Origin of the sequence: Clostridium sp. TW13 (genome assembly GCF_024345225.1) — a bacterium.
Lineage (GTDB): Bacteria > Bacillota > Clostridia > Clostridiales > Clostridiaceae > Inconstantimicrobium > Inconstantimicrobium mannanitabidum.
Map to the genome: position 1 here is coordinate 3,885,506 of NZ_BROD01000001.1, position 16,930 is coordinate 3,902,435.

General features: G+C 29.4%; 15 protein-coding genes. 6 read left to right on the forward strand and 9 right to left on the reverse strand.

Annotated elements, in window-relative coordinates; all coding sequences use genetic code 11:
* The first annotated feature begins 30 nt into the window (after nucleotides 1-30).
* Nucleotides 31-783 (forward strand): signal peptidase II, encoded by a 753-nt coding sequence (locus tag OCU47_RS17950; RefSeq protein WP_261829963.1) that lies wholly within the window; start codon nucleotides 31-33, stop codon nucleotides 781-783.
* A gap of 158 nt (nucleotides 784-941) precedes the next feature.
* Nucleotides 942-1,532 carry an ECF transporter S component gene (locus OCU47_RS17955; RefSeq protein ID WP_261829964.1) on the forward strand — a complete coding sequence of 197 codons (591 nt, stop codon included), beginning with the start codon at nucleotides 942-944 and terminating at the stop codon, nucleotides 1,530-1,532.
* A 103-nt stretch (nucleotides 1,533-1,635) separates the two neighbouring features.
* Here OCU47_RS17955 and OCU47_RS17960 read toward each other — a convergent pair whose 3' ends face one another.
* The 4 genes from OCU47_RS17960 to OCU47_RS17975 all read right to left on the reverse strand — a co-directional run bounded on the left by OCU47_RS17960 (nucleotide 1,636) and on the right by OCU47_RS17975 (nucleotide 5,068).
* Entirely contained in the window at nucleotides 1,636-2,538 is a 903-nt protein-coding gene (locus OCU47_RS17960) for a sensor histidine kinase (protein WP_261829965.1), read from the reverse strand.
* Between the two features lie 19 nt (nucleotides 2,539-2,557).
* Nucleotides 2,558-3,304, reverse strand: a complete 747-nt coding sequence (locus OCU47_RS17965; protein WP_261829966.1) for an ABC transporter permease — start codon at nucleotides 3,302-3,304, stop codon at nucleotides 2,558-2,560.
* On the reverse strand, nucleotides 3,297-4,220 hold the full coding sequence (locus OCU47_RS17970; protein ID WP_261829967.1) for an ABC transporter ATP-binding protein: 924 nt from the start codon (nucleotides 4,218-4,220) through the stop codon (nucleotides 3,297-3,299). The genes OCU47_RS17965 and OCU47_RS17970 overlap by 8 nt, the downstream gene beginning before the upstream one ends.
* A 140-nt stretch (nucleotides 4,221-4,360) precedes the next feature.
* Entirely contained in the window at nucleotides 4,361-5,068 is a 708-nt protein-coding gene (locus OCU47_RS17975; RefSeq protein ID WP_261829968.1) for a response regulator transcription factor, read from the reverse strand.
* 926 nt (nucleotides 5,069-5,994) lie between these two features.
* Between OCU47_RS17975 and gltX the strand changes: the two genes are divergently transcribed.
* Together gltX and OCU47_RS17985 are read left to right on the forward strand one after the other, a co-directional pair.
* Nucleotides 5,995-7,653, forward strand: a complete 1,659-nt coding sequence (gene gltX / locus OCU47_RS17980; RefSeq protein ID WP_261829969.1) for a glutamate--tRNA ligase — start codon at nucleotides 5,995-5,997, stop codon at nucleotides 7,651-7,653.
* Between the two features lie 71 nt (nucleotides 7,654-7,724).
* Nucleotides 7,725-9,164, forward strand: a complete 1,440-nt coding sequence (locus OCU47_RS17985; RefSeq protein ID WP_261829970.1) for a nicotinate phosphoribosyltransferase — start codon at nucleotides 7,725-7,727, stop codon at nucleotides 9,162-9,164.
* 47 nt (nucleotides 9,165-9,211) lie between these two features.
* Here the strand turns inward: OCU47_RS17985 and OCU47_RS17990 are convergent, their stop codons facing one another.
* Nucleotides 9,212-10,486, reverse strand: coding sequence for a WS/DGAT domain-containing protein (locus tag OCU47_RS17990; protein ID WP_261829971.1), 1,275 nt, complete (start codon nucleotides 10,484-10,486; stop codon nucleotides 9,212-9,214).
* Between the two features lie 268 nt (nucleotides 10,487-10,754).
* Between OCU47_RS17990 and OCU47_RS17995 the strand changes: the two genes are divergently transcribed.
* The gene (locus OCU47_RS17995) at nucleotides 10,755-11,303 is read left to right on the forward strand and encodes a 2'-5' RNA ligase family protein (protein ID WP_261829972.1); all 549 of its coding nucleotides are present in this window, start codon (nucleotides 10,755-10,757) and stop codon (nucleotides 11,301-11,303) included.
* Between the two features lie 97 nt (nucleotides 11,304-11,400).
* On the opposite strand, the gene OCU47_RS18000 is transcribed toward OCU47_RS17995, so the two are convergent.
* From OCU47_RS18000 to OCU47_RS18010, 3 genes are all read right to left on the reverse strand, one after another.
* Nucleotides 11,401-12,660, reverse strand: coding sequence for an MFS transporter (locus OCU47_RS18000; protein ID WP_261829973.1), 1,260 nt, complete (start codon nucleotides 12,658-12,660; stop codon nucleotides 11,401-11,403).
* Nucleotides 12,661-13,064: 404 nt separating this feature from the next.
* Complete coding sequence (locus tag OCU47_RS18005; RefSeq protein WP_261829974.1) at nucleotides 13,065-13,211, reverse strand: hypothetical protein; 147 nt, start codon at nucleotides 13,209-13,211, stop codon at nucleotides 13,065-13,067.
* A gap of 112 nt (nucleotides 13,212-13,323) precedes the next feature.
* On the reverse strand, nucleotides 13,324-14,148 hold the full coding sequence (locus OCU47_RS18010) for a glycosyltransferase family 2 protein (protein WP_261829975.1): 825 nt from the start codon (nucleotides 14,146-14,148) through the stop codon (nucleotides 13,324-13,326).
* 231 nt (nucleotides 14,149-14,379) lie between these two features.
* On the opposite strand from OCU47_RS18010, the gene OCU47_RS18015 reads away from it, so the two are divergent.
* A complete protein-coding gene (locus tag OCU47_RS18015; RefSeq protein WP_261829976.1) occupies nucleotides 14,380-15,054 on the forward strand; it encodes a transglycosylase domain-containing protein in 675 nt (224 codons plus the stop codon).
* Nucleotides 15,055-15,102: 48 nt separating this feature from the next.
* Here OCU47_RS18015 and OCU47_RS18020 read toward each other — a convergent pair whose 3' ends face one another.
* On the reverse strand, nucleotides 15,103-16,758 hold the full coding sequence (locus OCU47_RS18020) for a glutamine--tRNA ligase/YqeY domain fusion protein (RefSeq protein WP_261829977.1): 1,656 nt from the start codon (nucleotides 16,756-16,758) through the stop codon (nucleotides 15,103-15,105).
* Nucleotides 16,759-16,930 lie beyond the last annotated feature (172 nt).

The following is a 16,930-nucleotide window of genomic DNA, read 5'->3' on the forward strand; positions in this document are numbered from 1 at the left end:
TTGTAATTATTTTGGGGAGGATTATTTACTATGAAAAAAGAAAAACTTATCGCCTGTTCACTTTTGCCTGCTTTTTGGATGATGTATTTTTTATTAGAACTAGTTACAGGAAGAGTTAAGGATATGAAACAAATATCCTTTAATATAGTTTTCATAATATTATTTGCTTTAGTAGGCTACATTCTTTATATCTTGGGAACCAAATTATCTAAAGGTCTTAAAACAAAATCTATATTTCTATCTCTTTTGATTTTTATAGCTATTGATCAAGGAATTAAACTTACAATAAAGAGATGGTTTTTTGATAAATCCTTCGTAATTATAAAAGACATCATTAACTTTGATCCTATTATAAATACCCAAGGTTCTTGGCTTAATGCTAGATTTGGAGCTAATGTAAGCTTTATTGGATTAATTATATTTAACTTTATAGGACTATTTTTTATTTTAGAAATTTACAGATATTCTATCTATAAAAACTATAAATGTTCTTGGTTGGACTTTACTTTTATATTTATGTTCTCAGGTGCAGTTTGTTCTTTAATTGATAAATTGTTTTATGGAGGTAGTTTAGATTTTATAGGCATTATGCCTCTATTTGTTGCAGATATTAAAGATATTTATCTTTGCATTGCTATATTCTTCATATTCTTATTCTTTTATATCAGTAAAATTCTAGATGATGACAAGGAGAGTAACTTAAGTGATGACTTTCAAAGTATTAAAATGTTTTTTATATTTATCAAAGACGATATGCTTAAATTAGTAAGGTTAAAAAAGTAACGATTTTTATTCTTTGATATTCTTTTCACAAAGTTTGTGGTATTATTATATATAGTTGGTATCATTTTTACCTTTAGGTAAATAGAACCAAACTAAAATAATATTTTTTTCATTATGTCCGCCTTATATTCTTGGACGAAATGAGAACGGAGGTTACCATGATAAAAAACACATATGCTTCAGAAAGAAAATTTTCTACAAGACAAGTTGTTGTAATTGGCCTTTTATTTGCCATTACCATTATACTTGGTGCAACTGGTTTAGGATTTCTTCCTATTCCACCATTTAAAACTACAATTATGCACATTCCTGTTATTATAGGTGCAATACTTGAGGGGCCTGTGGTTGGTGCCATGATAGGATTACTTTTTGGCTTATTTAGTATATTTCAAGCTATTAATACTCCAACACCTGTTTCATTCATTTTTATAGATCCTATAGTTGCTGTATTGCCTAGAATTCTTATAGGCGTTACGTCATATTATGGGTACAAGCTCATTAAAACAAAGTCTAAGACTCTAAATATCGGAATTGGTGCTGCTATTGGTTCATTTACTAATACTTTAGGGGTAGTAGGTATAATTTTTGCTTTATATTTAGATGATTATGCTAATGCTCTTCATGTGAGCCGAACTTTTGCAACAAATACTCTTTTAGGATTAATCCTTAATGGTTTTATATCAGCAGCTGCTGCAATTATAATAACTGTTCCTGTGGTTATGGCAGTTACTCGATCAAAATCGAAGTAATATAAATTATATAAGGATTGTTATAAAGCTAGCCTCATAGTGTAGTTTTATAACAATCCTTTATTTTAACTATATAAATACATAACTATTTGCTGAAAATCTCCTAAGATATTAGTTTAAATCTACAACTTATACTAAGTACCTCTTCTTCAAACTCAGCTGATACGTCTCCATCCATTTTATTAACCAAGGCTTTCGCCACAGCTAAACCAACTCCTGTTCCATTACCTGATCGAGTTTTATCTGCCATATAGAATCTATCAAATATATTTTCTACATCTTCCTTGGTTAAATTAATTACATTATTACTCACAGTAAATACTGCTTCCTTTTTTTCAACTCTTAGTGATATTTTCACACTATTCTTCGCATATTTTATTACATTACTTAATAAATTTTCAATAACTCTTTTAAGTGATTTTTCCTCAGCTAAAATATTAACCATACTGCTACACATCTCTACTTCAGGAATTAAATTTCTATTTACAAAGTCAGAATACTTTCCTAACAAAATTTCTTCAATAAGCCTACTTATATTTACTTTTTCACACTTTATTTGAAAATCTATTGAATCAATTAAGGATAACTCATAAAAATCATTTAGTAGTCCTTCTAAAACTCGTGCTCTCTGCTCTGCTATATTTAAATATTCTAACTTTTCTTCTTCATTTATATCGTCTAATTTTAAAAACTGAAGATATCCTATGATTGAAGTAAGCGGAGTTCTTAAATCATGAGACATATTAGCTATAGTTTGTCTTAATTCTCTCTCAAATTTTACTCTATTAGCCTCAGATTCTCTTCTTCCATCTATTGTTCTATTAATTTCTTCTGCCAAACTCTCAATATTTTTATCTAAAAGACATACAGTTACTTTCCTATCTGCCTTTTCCTTATTTATATTCATAAGCTCATTTCTTATTCTATTGATTTGTTTCTTATTATATTGTAAATGGGCTATGAAAAATATTAGTATAACTATTAAACTGATAACTATATATATCATCCATCCACCCACCTTTCTTTTACTTTATCTCTGCTCTATTAAATGAATATATACTTATTAGAGTACATATTGCTATAGTTAACAGTGCTATTATAATTGTCCATAATTTTTGTTCTATGGTAACTTCATTAAATCTATATATTATAGAAGGCTGATAATATATCGTTTTGCTAAATATTGCATTGACAGTAGTATTTCTAAGTGACATAGCTTCAGCCACTCTAACAATTGGATCAACAACCATAAATACGCCTATTATTATAATCAAATTTTTAGATATAAATGCTATGGCTAATGCAATACTTGCAATTCCAACATACACTAACATCATAAGTAATGTTATTATTATAAAGTTAATAACTGATTGAAAAGTAAATGCTTCTCCATAACCGTAAAGTATAGAATTAATTACTGTTGTTATAATTGGGTATATTGAAATAATTATAGTTACACCAATATAGAAAACTATACTTTTAGCTATAATTATATTTTTTCTACTATGCCCATAAGAAATCATATTTTTTATGCAACCTGTATAAAATTCTGAACCTATATATTCTCCTGCAAATACTGCTATTATTATCATTCCTAATAAAAATTGTTCATTAGCAAATCCATCTAACAATACCTTCCTACCACTCATCCCTTTTAGATGAGTAGACAATGTATATACTGCTAAAGTTTGAAGTAACATTAAAATTATCATACCATAAAATGATTTAGATCTTTTTAACTTATAAAATTCCACCTTTATTAAATTAAGCATTCTCTCCACCCCCTATTAATTTAGTGAAATATTGTTCAAGATTATCCCCTTTAGGATTTATCTCTTCTACGCTAATTCCACCTTTAATAAGAACATTAGATACAACACCAGACTTATCTAAATAATCATATAGTCTTATAATATTATTAGGTAATATCTCGAAATTTGAAGTGCTTAACTTTGTATTTATTATAACTGAAGCTTTAGCTGCATCATCCACTTTTAAATGTAGATACTTTTTACATCTATCCATCAACTCTTTTTCTGTTATTTCTTGAATTAACTTTCCCTTGTGAATTATTCCATAACAAGTGCTTAACTGATGCAATTCCTCTAAAATATGGCTAGCAATAAGTATTGTTACACCATACTCTGTATTTAGCTTCTTTAATAATTCACGAACCTCAATAATACCCACTGGATCTAACCCATTAACTGGTTCATCTAATATTATAAATTCTGGATCTCCAAGCAATGCCATGGCTATTCCTAACCTTTGCTTCATACCAAGAGAATAATTCCTAACTGTTTTACCCTTTGCTTCCTCTAGATCAACCATCTTAAGCACTTTTTCTATGCATTCTGTTCCTGGAATTCCCTTTTGAATTCTGTCTATTTCTAAATTCTCATAGCCTGTCTTATTTGGATACATAGCAGGTGTTTCAATCAAACATCCTACTCTACTTCTTAATGAATTAAACTTTCTTTCTTCATTTTCTCCAAAAAGCTCAATACTACCAGACTGATTTACTGAAAGACCTGTAATTAAGCGAATTAATGTTGTTTTTCCTGCACCATTTAAGCCTATTAATCCATAAATACTGCCTTTTCTTATGTTCATATTAACATTATCAAGCACAGTTGCATTCTTGAAGGTCTTTGTTAAATTTCTTGTTCTTAACACAAATTCATTCATCCTTACCACTCCCTTAATGAATCTGAAAGCAAATAGACTGACATATAAATCTACTTTCTTTCAGATTCCTAACCTTATAAACCTATAATATAAACCAATCCATAAGGGAATTTAAAGAAATCCTTAAGAAAAACTTAAGTTTATGATTTAAGCTTGTACCCCATTCCCCATATAGTTTCAATATAATCCTCTTGAGGATTTGCCTTAAGTAATTTATTTCTTAAGTTACTCATGTGCACATTGACGGTGTTATCATCACCTAGATAATCCTCTTCCCAAACACTTTCAAATATATTAGCCTTTGAAAATACTTTCTGTGGATGTTGTAAAAATAACTTAAGTATATTAAATTCTCTTGCTGTTAAAACTATTTTTTGATTATTAACATACACTTCTTTAGATTCTAAATTCAATCTTATATCCTTAAAACTCAACTCTTGATTTATACTATTTTCATCTTTAGCACTGTTACTGAAATCTATATACCTTCTAAGGTTTGCATACACCCTAGCTAAAACATCTTCTATATCAAATGGCTTGGTGATGTAATCATCAGCACCTAATCTTAATAACTCCACCTTTAAACTTTTATCAATCTTAGCTGAAATTATAATTATAGGTAAAGTTTTTGTATTTCTTATATACTGAAGCAATTCCTCTCCATTCATTCCTGGCAACATTAAATCCATCAATACTAATTGAAACTCTTTAGAATCTAAATATAACTTTGCCTCAGTACCTGAGAAAGCTTGAGTAACCTTATAATCATTCTTTTCTAAAAGTCTAGCTAACATATTATTTATGCTATTATCATCTTCTACTATCAGTATATTTATATCTTTATTCAATCTAATCACCACTCTTTATATAGTCTTCTACATTTTAACATCAAAATACATAAACTTCTATTTTTATGTTTTAGTAAATTCTTTTACTGTATTTATTCCACTATAGATTTTCATAAATTCCCTGGCTTTATTATCAATAATGTTTCATAAGAAAGATATTCTACTATATTTCCACGGCAATAATCGCTATATTATGTCCTTTATTGGGTATAATTGTAGACTATAAAAAGAGATAATCAAATTACTGAAGCCTAACTATATATTTCTCACAAAGCAATATTTCTTTATAAAGGCACTATGTTATAATTTAAATAAAATAATTATATGTGGTATTTGGATAATAACAATATTTAATGCCTATGATGATGTCACCAGTAAATATTGCAGCTTATGTGCAACTTCTGGATTACTTTCTGCCGCTATTCCTTTGCTTTTATCTATAAAACAACTAAGAGGCTCATCTAAATTAACTATAAAGCATAACTAAGCTAATCAAACTAATTCATAACGCTATTCTATAGTTGAAGAGATTATATAAATCCAACATATAATCTTTACAATTTAATTTCATAAGGCTATAATATAATCAAATTAAATACTTAGCGTTGAAAAAGAAGAGTATATAGGAATAAGGCATCTGAAAATAAATGCCTAAACTTTAAAGAGAGTCAATGTTGGTGGAAGTTGATAAGTTGAACTATAGAAGGAAGCTTTGGAGCTATTTTTACAAAGAGGGTTTTTAACCAATTTAGGTGGTACCGCGGAATTATGCTTTCGTCCTAATCTTAGGATGAGAGCTTTTTTATATTTCAATTAAGGAATCTAAAATAAATAGCAAGCAAAAATAAACTTGCATATACACTTAGTTATCTTTTTAAGATTCCTAAGTTAACTAAAGAATTTTATATATGAAAGGATTTGAAAATATGAATTACGAAAAATTAGCTGAATTAATTTTCCCTAATATCGATAAGACACCAGATTATTATCTTGCAAAATATCCAGAAAGAAACTTACCTGAAGGTGCTAATGTTACAAGATATGCTCCAAGTCCAACTGGATTTCAACACATAGGTGGAGTATTCTCAGCATTAATCGATGAAAGAATTGCAACTCAATCTAATGGTGTATTCTATCTTAGAATAGAGGATACTGACCAAAAAAGAGAAGTTGAAGGAGCTATCGAAGATACTATAGCTACAATGAATAACTTTGGTCTTAAGTTTAATGAAGGAATGACTGGAGAACACAGTGAAATTGGTACCTATGGTCCTTATAGACAAAGTTTAAGAAAAGAAATATATGAAACATTTGCTAAAGATTTAATTAAAAAAGGATTAGCTTATCCTTGCTTCTGTACTCCAGATGAATTAAACGCTATTAGAGAAAAACAAACAGCAGAAAAAGTAACACCTGGATATCATGGTGAATATGCTATTTGCAGAAACTTAAGTGTTGATGAAGCTATTGCTAGAATAGAAAAAGGTGATGCTTATATCCTAAGATTAAAATCACCTGGCAACAGTGCAAATAGAGTTGAATTCCATGATTTAATTAAAGGCGATATATCATTCCCTGAAAATGATCAAGATATAGTTATCATAAAATCAGATGGACTTCCAACTTATCACTTTGCTCATGCTATAGATGATGCATTAATGAGAACTACTCACGTTATAAGAGGAGAAGAATGGTTATCATCTCTTCCTATACATGTACAATTATTTGATGTACTTGGCTTTAAGGCTCCACAATATTCTCATACACCAACAATCATGAAACAAGATGGTGGTTCAAAGAGAAAGCTAAGTAAGAGAAAGGATCCTGAAAGTGCTGTTTCTTACTATAAAGAAGAAGGATATCCTACTCAATCTGTTATAGAATATCTTCTTAACATAGTAAACTCTACTTTCGAAGAATGGAGAGAAGAAAATCCAGATACTGATTATCATGAATTCCCTGTTGCTCTTGAAAAAATGAGTAAGAGTGGTGCTTTATTCGATATAGTAAAGCTTCATGACGTAAGTAAAAATGTAATCTGTAAATTCAATGCTGACGTAGTTTATGATAACTACACTACTTGGGCTAAAGAATTTGATAAAGAAATGTATGATCTAGTAACTGCAAACGAAGCTGTATCAAAGGAAATCTTTAATATAGATAAAGAAGGTCCTAAGCCAAGAAAAGACTTTGGTAAGTGGAACGAAGTAAGAGAAAAAATCTACTACTTCTTTGATGAACTTTTCTATGCTGAAGCTAAAGAAAATATAGAATTCCCTAAAAACATTGATTTAGAAGAAGCTAAGAGAGTTATTACTGAATATAAGAAAATCTTTGATATAACAAAAGATCAAGATTCTTGGTTTGGAGATCTTAAAACTTTAGCTGCAGAGCTTGGCTATGCTACTGACAGAAAGAGCTTTAAGAAAGATCCTGACGCCTTCAAAGGAATGGTATCAGATGTAGCAGGAATAGTAAGAACAGCTCTTACTCATAGAGCTAACACTCCTGACCTTTATACTATCATGCAAATTCTTGGTGAAGAAAAAGTTCAAGAAAGATTTACTAAATTTCTAGAATTATAATATTATAATTACTTCAGCAAAACATTTATAAGTGTTTTGCTGAAGCTCTATTCAAAAGGGGGTAACATTCCATGATAAGAGATAATTTAACTATGCTTACCGATTTTTACGAAATAACTATGGCAAATGGTTTTTTGGAACAAGGAGTTGGCGAAAAAGAAGCTGTATTTGATATGTTCTTTAGAAATATTCCTGATGGTGGTGGCTTTGCCATAATGGCTGGAGTTGCTCAATTAGTTGACTATCTAAAGAATCTAAAGTTCACTGATAATGATATTGAATATTTAAGAAATAAAAATCTGTTTTCAGAAAAATTCCTAGAATACTTAAGAACATTTAAATTTTCTTGTGATGTATGGGCTCTTGAAGAAGGAACTCCTATGTTTCCAGGAGAACCTATCGTTACTGTAAAGGGACCTGCAATTCAAGCTCAATTTGTTGAAACCATGGTTCTAGTTACAATTAATCACCAAAGTTTAATTGCAACTAAGTCTAATAGAATTGCAAGAGCTGCTGAAGGAAGAACTGTAGCAGAATTTGGCTCAAGAAGGGCTCAAAGCTATGATGCAGCTATTCTTGGTGCAAGAGCTGCTTATATTGGTGGTGCACACGGAACAGCATGTACTATATCAGAACAACTTTTTGGTATACAAACTTACGGAACTATGGCTCATTCTTGGGTGCAAATGTTTAATGATGAGTATTCAGCCTTCAAAGCTTATGCTGAAACTTACCCAGATAGCTGCTTAGTATTAGTTGATACTTATAATGTATTAAAATCAGGAGTTCCTAATGCAATAAAGGTTGCTAAAGAAGTTCTTGAACCAATGGGAAAAAGACTAAAAGGTATAAGACTTGATAGCGGTGATATAGCTTATTTAAGTAAAAAAGCTAGAAAAATGCTAGATCAAGCTGGTTTAAAAGATTGTATTATAATGGCATCAAACTCTTTAGATGAGTATATAATCAGAGACTTAATGCTTCAAAATGCAAAAATAGATGCCTTTGGAGTTGGTGAAAGACTTATAACAGCTAAATCCTCTCCTGTTTTTGGTGGTGTCTATAAGTTAGTTGCTGTAGAAGAAAATGGTGAACTTGCACCAAGAATTAAAATCAGTGAGAACATAGAAAAAGTAACTACTCCTGGCTTTAAGTCCCTTTATAGATTCTATGATAAGGACACAAATGCAGCCTTAGCTGACTTAGTAACTCTACACGGAGAGACTATAGATGAAAATGCTCCTTATACAATCTTCCATCCAGTTTATAATTGGAAGAAAACTAAGCTTACAAACTTCTATGTAAAACCTTTATTAAAGAAAATTTTTGACAAAGGTGTTTGCATATATGAGGAAAAATCTTTAGATGAAATCAGAGATTATTGCTTAAAAGAAGTTTCTACTTTATGGGAAGAAGTATTAAGATTTGAGAATCCTCATACCTACTATGTAGATTTATCAAAAGACCTTTGGAACTTAAAATCACAATTACTTGATAAGTACACTTATTAATTGTAATCTTGCATATTATAAAATCAGGTGGGTTTTCCCACCTGATTTTACTTTATATTAGAAAGCTCCTCTTCAAAAGCTACAAGAAATCTTCTAATTTCTACTTTATCCTTTTCTGTGCCATGAAAATTAACACTAAGAGTCATTTCATCATTAAAAGTTGTCACTGCAACCTGAAAATATGGTTTATATTTTATAGAACCATTTATATGAACACTTTTTATTTCAGCTTCTTCAAACTTAAGCCTATCTTTATCTATTAGGCCTATATTAGTCATAGCTATAGGTGGATTATTAAACAGCTTAATAACTGTACTTTTGGCCATCTTATATGGGAGAATCTTAAATAAAATCTCTAATAACAGTATAGGCTTCAAACATGATAAACTATCTTTTTCTTCTCCTAGTACTTGTTTTACTTTTGCAAGCGTTTCATTAAAGTTATCTCCAATATCTGTTCCTATATCACATACAAAATTAGATGTAAGATTACATATTGCCTCCCCCTTACCATCAGGTAAATATCTTCTTAAATTAACTGGACAAGGTAATGGAACAGGTCCACAATTTAAAAACTTATCTATAACTCTTATATAGGTTGCCATAAGAACATCATTTACAGTAGAATTTGTTTTCTTTGAAAACTTTTTAATTTCTAAAAATCTATCCTTTGGAATGTTATGAAATATAATAAATGGATTACTCTTATCTCCTTCAAGCTTAAAATACTTGCCACTATTATATTTTGATAACTTAGCTGAAGAGCTTAACATATTTATTTTATCTTTAAAGTTGAACTGATTAAGTACTTGTTTTGAACTTCTTGATCCTATCCTTGTTATATCAGCTTTATAATTTTTATTGTTTATTAAATTGGAATATATAGAACTCAAGTTGTATACATATTCCTTCATGCCTACGCCATCTGATATCATATGGTTTAGTATTATACATATAGAATCACTGTCTTTCCCTCTAATAATGTACACTCTGAGCTGTGGTCCTTTAAACTCATCTGGTCTAAATGTGATAAGCTTACTTACATCTTCCTGTATATTACTTGATTTAATGATCTTTACTATATCTTCTACTGTATAATCACACTCTTCCCAGTATGATCTAAACCAACCTTCAACATAGCGACATTTTATCAATGGTAAACCTTCTGCTGACATATCAACTGCTTTCTTTAAGCACTCTTCATCTATATGGTTTTTAAAATCAATTATACAGTGTAGCTGATGGTCATTAAAACTACTAAAAATAAACTGAATTACATCCCAAACTTCAACCTTATATCTATTTCTATTCCCTTTTATCATATTAATATCTCCCCAAATAATTATGTATGGCAACCTTAACAATTTCATTCTATACTATGTAATTTATAGAATGAAGTTTAAGATTGTAATATATTTCATTATACCATATATTGCAAGCCCAAAATAACTCAACTGCGTTGACATTTTAGTTAATATTAGATAACAGTCATTGTTTGAAATTAATTAGATAACAATGTATAATCAAGATTATTTAATCTGTTTATTAGAACATCTATATTTATAAATAAAATTAAAGGATGGGGTAAACGTGAACTCAAATACAAAGAAGAGATGCATAATGATTTTTCCAAGATTCGATAACATAAACCTTATTAATGAAATCAGAAATAAGTATGATCCTCTAGCAAACAATGTAAGACCTCATGTTACACTTGTATTTCCTTTTGAAAGCAGTATAAGCACAGAAGAATTGTATAATCACCTTATTGAAAGATTAAAAAATGTATCCAGCTTTCATTTAAACCTTCAAGATATAATAAAAGTTGATGATACTACAGGAATGTACTTATTCCTTTCTGTAAAGGACGGTATTGATAAAATTAAAGACATTCATACTAAATTATATTCTGGGATGCTAGAAGAATATAAACCTGCATGGCTAAATGAAGTTAATTTCATGCCACATATGACTATAGGTAATTTTACTAATAGATCAGATTTAAATAAGGCCTATGAAGATGTCTGTTCTATAAGAGATGATTTTGATACTTTAGTTGAAAAAATTTCTGTTGAGATTATTGATGAAAATGAAGATTCAATTATTGAAATAGAAATTCCTTTAAGTAAAACTATCTAAACTTAGCTTTCTTACAAAAACTAAATAATTACCTCTAAACTTATTATAAATTAAGGGAATCACTTTTATCTTGTGACTCCCTTAAGCAAATTAATATTTACTGATAATTAACTTCTTCTATAACTATCTCACCCTCTTCTATATCTCTATGCTTTTTAAGTTTTAACATTAGAAAAATCATTACTGGCACATAAAGTAATGCTATAGTCCCAAAAGTTATTGAAAAGCCTATCCTTTCTGCTAGTACTCCAAACAAAGGAAATACAGATATCATAAACACACTAAAAAACAAGCTATCAACTGATAATATTGTTGCTCTATACTCTGAAGGAATTCTCTTATTTATATGATCACTAAATATTGTGTAAGCTAATCCTCCATTAATTGATGTCATAATAAAAAATACTGCCGCCAAGTTCTTACTAAGTGCTAGACCTAACAAGGCAAATATATTTGCTAAGGCTATACTAATTAATGTTCCTCTAAGCTTAAATAACTCTTCAAACTTATAAGCATATTTTGAGCTCACTGCTTCAATAGCACTACCTACTGCACATATTACAGCAATTAAAGTCTTTGAATAACTTAAATCTGAAAAATACTTTTGACTATAGAAAAATACTGTAGTTTGAAGACTACCTACTAAAGCAGAAAATAATATCAAATAAAATACAACTTTTCTTGCCTTGAGAACATTTATACTTGTTGCTACCTGATATGCAATAGCATTCCCTCTGGATTCATCCTCTTCTTCATTTTTATGAACCGGTGGCTCACTAAAGCTAAATGATGATATTAATGCTACTATTTGTATAAGTGTTCCTACTATATATGCATATAGAAAATTCACATCTGATAATATTCCTCCTAATAAAACAGCTATTCCTTGAGAAATGCTTATTATAAAAGCTAGATTACCCCAAATCTTTTTGTATCTCTCCTCTTCCCCTAGTTCCTTTAAGCTATCATAAATTAGAGCTTCTCCAGAGCCAGAATTTAAATTATTTGATGCTGCACATAACACAAATGAGATTGCAAAACCTATAAAGCTATTTGATGTTATCATTAGCACACAGGAAATTACACTTAAAAACCTTCCAAGAATTACAGTAAACTTTTTACCATACAAATCAGCTATTGCTCCTGTTGGCAATTCAAAAAGCACTCCTGTTATATGATAAATTGATTCTATAATTCCTATTTCAGTTAAAGACATCCCTTTAAAAGCTAGGTATAAAACCCATATAGCTGAAGTAATATTCAATTGTAATAAGAAATTATATACATAACTAACCGATATATTTCTTCTTAATTTAATGTTTATATTATTATCTAATTTTGTACCTTTATTTATCATTATTAAATCCTCCAAGTAATTATACTTATTATTTATCAAGTGAAACTTGATTCATGTGGATTGTATCTCCATCTGAATCTTAGTTGAACTTATCCTATAACTAGTTATAGGATACATAAAAAATAAGCCCTTTATCTGCCCCTCTTAATAGAATCTATTAAGAAGATTAACAGTAAAAGACTTATGAGAGAGTACATCTACAGTTTTTAACTTATAAATCAATATACTCTCAAGTTTACTATTATTAATTTAAACTTACAGATTATGATTTATAAAAGTAAAAACTATTTAATTTTTAAATAAGCATATTAAAAGGACTCAAGCATAAATCTTGAGTCCTATAAGATCTTACTAATTAGCATTCAAATTATATGAAATGAATGCAATATCCGAAAGATGCAGAATCATGGATTTACGCAATAGCCAGCACTTATTCTAAAAAAGGACGCACTTCTCCCCTTAAACTTAGAAATTGCTGTTTTTTGCGCAGAACTACTGTATTCTAAATGTCCATAAGAATCAAACTTAACAGTACGAACTATATTATCCATGATCTACCCTCCTTTATAAAACAATTAAGTTTATTATATATAAAATTATGGTAAAATGCAATATTGATATAGGCCTTTATCCTGAGATTATACTCAATAAAAAAATTTAGCCTTAATTATAATTCTTATAGTTACACCTAATTTTAAATTCATTAGCTCCCTCTAGCTCAGATTCCCTATATATATGATAAGCTGGATAATTTGTATCAACGTATAATTCTAATCCTAATGCTACTGATCTTATACAAAAATGTCTATCTTCACCCCAAAAACTTATATTATATATTCTATCAAAAGAAACCCCTTTATTTATTGCATTCTTACTTATAAGTGTGCAAGCTCCAAGTCCTCCAACTTTATAAACTCCTGGTATCCTAAGGTTATTGATAAATTCTATAACCTTAGCATTGATCTGATCACTTGAAAGACTCATATTCAAAGCAGGTTCATAAAGTGTGTATTGATCACAAACCCACACCTGAGGAAGTTCTATGGACTCAGGAGTCCATTTTGTCCAAAATATCTCTGATATAATATCCTTTTTTTGCTCCATAAGATGTTGTACAGTTATTGGCTGTAATAATATATCAGAATCTATTAAGAATAAATAATCATAATTCTTATTTTTGGCATGCTGTATAATTATGTTTTTAAATTCAGCTACTTTCCAAACCAAATTATTATTCCAAGTATGTGTATGTTCATTGCACATATAGTTATCTTTGCATTTTCCCTCAAGTACATCTACTTTGGCCCCTGTAAAGGATAAAGATTTCAGAAGACTACTTGATTCCTCCACAACATTATCATCTATAAATAAAAAATCAATATCTATTTCTTCTTTATTTATATTTTGCAATGAATTTAGAAATTCTTTTAAAATATCTGGCTTTTGACATACTGGACATCCAACCAAAATTCGTGGCTTAACCTTCATACTATTTCCTCCAAAATTACTCATACAAAATTTTAGCATTAATGTATAGTATAATAACCAATCATAAAAAGTCACAATTAAATTTAAGCTTTTCTATAATATCTATATTCCATTTATACATTACAAAATTGAAAGATAAATGAAATGTTAATCAATATGAGATATCTATAAACTGCAGTAATATATAAATATAGTAAATAACCGAGAAATTGATATGAAAGGATGATTAAAATGAAAAAGGTAACAGTATTTTTAATGGTATTAGTATCAGCATTTGTTACAACTTTTAACGGCTGTTTAAAATCTAATACTTCTCAATATAAAATAGATACTAATCTTATAAAGCAGATATCATCTAGAAACCCAAATTATATTACTATTGATAAAATTCCAGATAATTTAAAGAATGCAGTTATTTCCGTTGAAGATAAGCGATTTTATTTTCATAATGGTTTTGATTATATATCAATCACCAGAGCTTTATATGCTAATGTGCGAGCTGGTAAAATTAAAGAAGGTGGAAGCACAATCACACAACAGTTAGCTAAAAATTTATTTTTAGCTAATGATAGAACTTTTAAAAGAAAATTTGAAGAAGTATTTTTTACAATGGAACTAGAAAGAAAATATACAAAAGATCAAATATTAGAAATGTACTTTAATGTAATTTATTATGGTTCAAATACCTACGGAGTTCAAAATGCTAGCAAGAAATATTTTAATAAAGATTTAAAAGACTTATCCTTGGAGGAATGTGCTCTATTAGCTGGCATACCTCAAGCTCCAAATGCTTACAATCCAGATAAGCACCCAGAAAATGCACAGAAAAGAAAGGAAGTTGTGCTTGCTGCTATGAAAAGAAACAGCGGTATACCAAAAACATCAACTACTCTTGTAATGAATTAAGGATTATATCCAAGCTTAGCTCTGATATAATCCTTATATTTTTATATATTATTTTTCTAATTTAAATGAACTCTTTAATGAAACTATTCTGTTAAATACTAATTTTCCTTCTGTAGTGTACTTTGTATCTACGTTAAAGTATCCATGTCTAAAGAATTGGAACTTATCTTGAGGTTTTGCATTAACCATATTATCTTCAACAAAACCATTTAATATATCCATAGAGTTAGGATTTATTTGTTCTAAGAAACTCTTATCAGTACTTTCATCTTCTAATAATAATGGTTCATAAAGTCTAAATTCTGCTGGTACTGCATGCTTTGCATCTACCCAGTGAATTGTACCCTTAACCTTTCTTTCTGTAAATCCTGAACCACTCTTTGTTGCTGGGTCATAAGTACAATGTATTTCTGTAACATTCCCTGCTTCATCTTTTATAAATTCATTACATTTAATAAAGTATGCACCCTTAAGTCTTACTTCATTTCCTGGGAACAATCTGAAGTATTTCTTTGGTGGGTTTTCCATAAAGTCTTCTTGCTCTATATATATTTCCTTTGAGAATGGAACTTGTCTGATACCTGCTTCTTCATTATCAGGATTATTCTCTATAGGAAGCATTTCAACTTGATCCTCTGGATAGTTTGTAATAACTACTTTTAATGGTCTCAATATAGCCATTGTTCTAGGAGCCTTTGTATTTAAATCTTCTCTTATGAAATAATCTAACATTTGAGAATCTACTATTGATGCAGCCTTAGCCACTCCAATTTCTTTGCAGAAGTTTCTTATAGACTCTGGAGTATATCCTCTTCTTCTAAGTCCTGCCACTGTAGGCATTCTTGGATCATCCCAACCATCAACAACTTTTTCATCTACCAAAAGCTTAAGCTTTCTCTTACTCATAACTGCATTAGTTAGGTTTAGTCTTGCAAATTCTATTTGTTGAGGAACCTTTTCCATCTCACATTCCTTAACAACCCAATCATATAGTGGTCTATGATCTGCAAACTCTAAAGTACATATTGAATGTGTGATTCCTTCAATAGCATCTTCCAATGGATGTGCAAAATCATACATAGGATATATGCACCACTTATCTCCTGTTCTATGATGCTCTGAATGAGAAATTCTATAGATTATTGGATCTCTCATATTTATATTTGGAGATGTCATATCAATCTTTGCTCTTAGCACTTTTTCTCCATCTTTAAATTCACCATTTTTCATTTTATCAAAAAGTTCTAGGTTTTCTTCTATAGTTCTTGATCTATATGGGCTTTCCTTACCTGGCTCAGTTAATGTACCTCTATACTCTCTTATTTCTTCTGGAGTTAAATCACATACATAAGCTAATCCCTTTTTGATTAATAAAACTGCTCTACTGTACATTTCCTCAAAATAATTAGATGCAAAATAAAGATTATCCCATTCATAACCTAACCACTTTACATCTTCTTTTATAGATTCAACATATTCAACATCTTCTTTAGTTGGATTTGTATCGTCAAATCTTAAGTTTGTTTTTCCCTTAAATTCATCTGCTAATTCAAAATTTAAAACTATTGATTTTGCATGACCTATATGTAAGTAACCATTAGGCTCTGGCGGAAAACGTGTTATTATTTCTTTATGTTTACCACTTTGTAAATCATCAACAACTATGTTTTTTATAAAGTTTGATGAACTGCTTGCATTTGACATATCTTATCATTCCTTTTCTCGTCTTATTATATTACAAATATAGCATAAATCCTTGATTTTTTCTATATGTATACTATAGTGATATCCTAAAATATATTTTTTAATTATTGGGTATGTGAAAATGAATAATAAATTGAACTATGCCCAAGATACTTTTATATGATTCATCACT

Bases quoted from the DNA above. Each gene is read 5' to 3' on its own strand.
- OCU47_RS17950 (WP_261829963.1), top strand. From the start codon at position 31: ATGAAAAAAGAAAAACTTATCGCCTGTTCACTTTTGCCTGCTTTTTGG.
- OCU47_RS17955 (WP_261829964.1), top strand. From the start codon at position 942: ATGATAAAAAACACATATGCTTCAGAAAGAAAATTTTCTACAAGACAA.
- OCU47_RS17960 (WP_261829965.1), bottom strand. From the start codon at position 2,538: ATGATATATATAGTTATCAGTTTAATAGTTATACTAATATTTTTCATA.
- OCU47_RS17965 (WP_261829966.1), bottom strand. From the start codon at position 3,304: ATGCTTAATTTAATAAAGGTGGAATTTTATAAGTTAAAAAGATCTAAA.
- OCU47_RS17970 (WP_261829967.1), bottom strand. From the start codon at position 4,220: ATGAATGAATTTGTGTTAAGAACAAGAAATTTAACAAAGACCTTCAAG.
- gltX (WP_261829969.1), top strand. From the start codon at position 5,995: ATGAATTACGAAAAATTAGCTGAATTAATTTTCCCTAATATCGATAAG.
- OCU47_RS17985 (WP_261829970.1), top strand. From the start codon at position 7,725: ATGATAAGAGATAATTTAACTATGCTTACCGATTTTTACGAAATAACT.
- OCU47_RS17990 (WP_261829971.1), bottom strand. From the start codon at position 10,486: ATGATAAAAGGGAATAGAAATAGATATAAGGTTGAAGTTTGGGATGTA.
- OCU47_RS18000 (WP_261829973.1), bottom strand. From the start codon at position 12,660: ATGATAAATAAAGGTACAAAATTAGATAATAATATAAACATTAAATTA.
- OCU47_RS18005 (WP_261829974.1), bottom strand. From the start codon at position 13,211: ATGGATAATATAGTTCGTACTGTTAAGTTTGATTCTTATGGACATTTA.
- OCU47_RS18010 (WP_261829975.1), bottom strand. From the start codon at position 14,148: ATGAAGGTTAAGCCACGAATTTTGGTTGGATGTCCAGTATGTCAAAAG.
- OCU47_RS18015 (WP_261829976.1), top strand. From the start codon at position 14,380: ATGAAAAAGGTAACAGTATTTTTAATGGTATTAGTATCAGCATTTGTT.
- OCU47_RS18020 (WP_261829977.1), bottom strand. From the start codon at position 16,758: ATGTCAAATGCAAGCAGTTCATCAAACTTTATAAAAAACATAGTTGTT.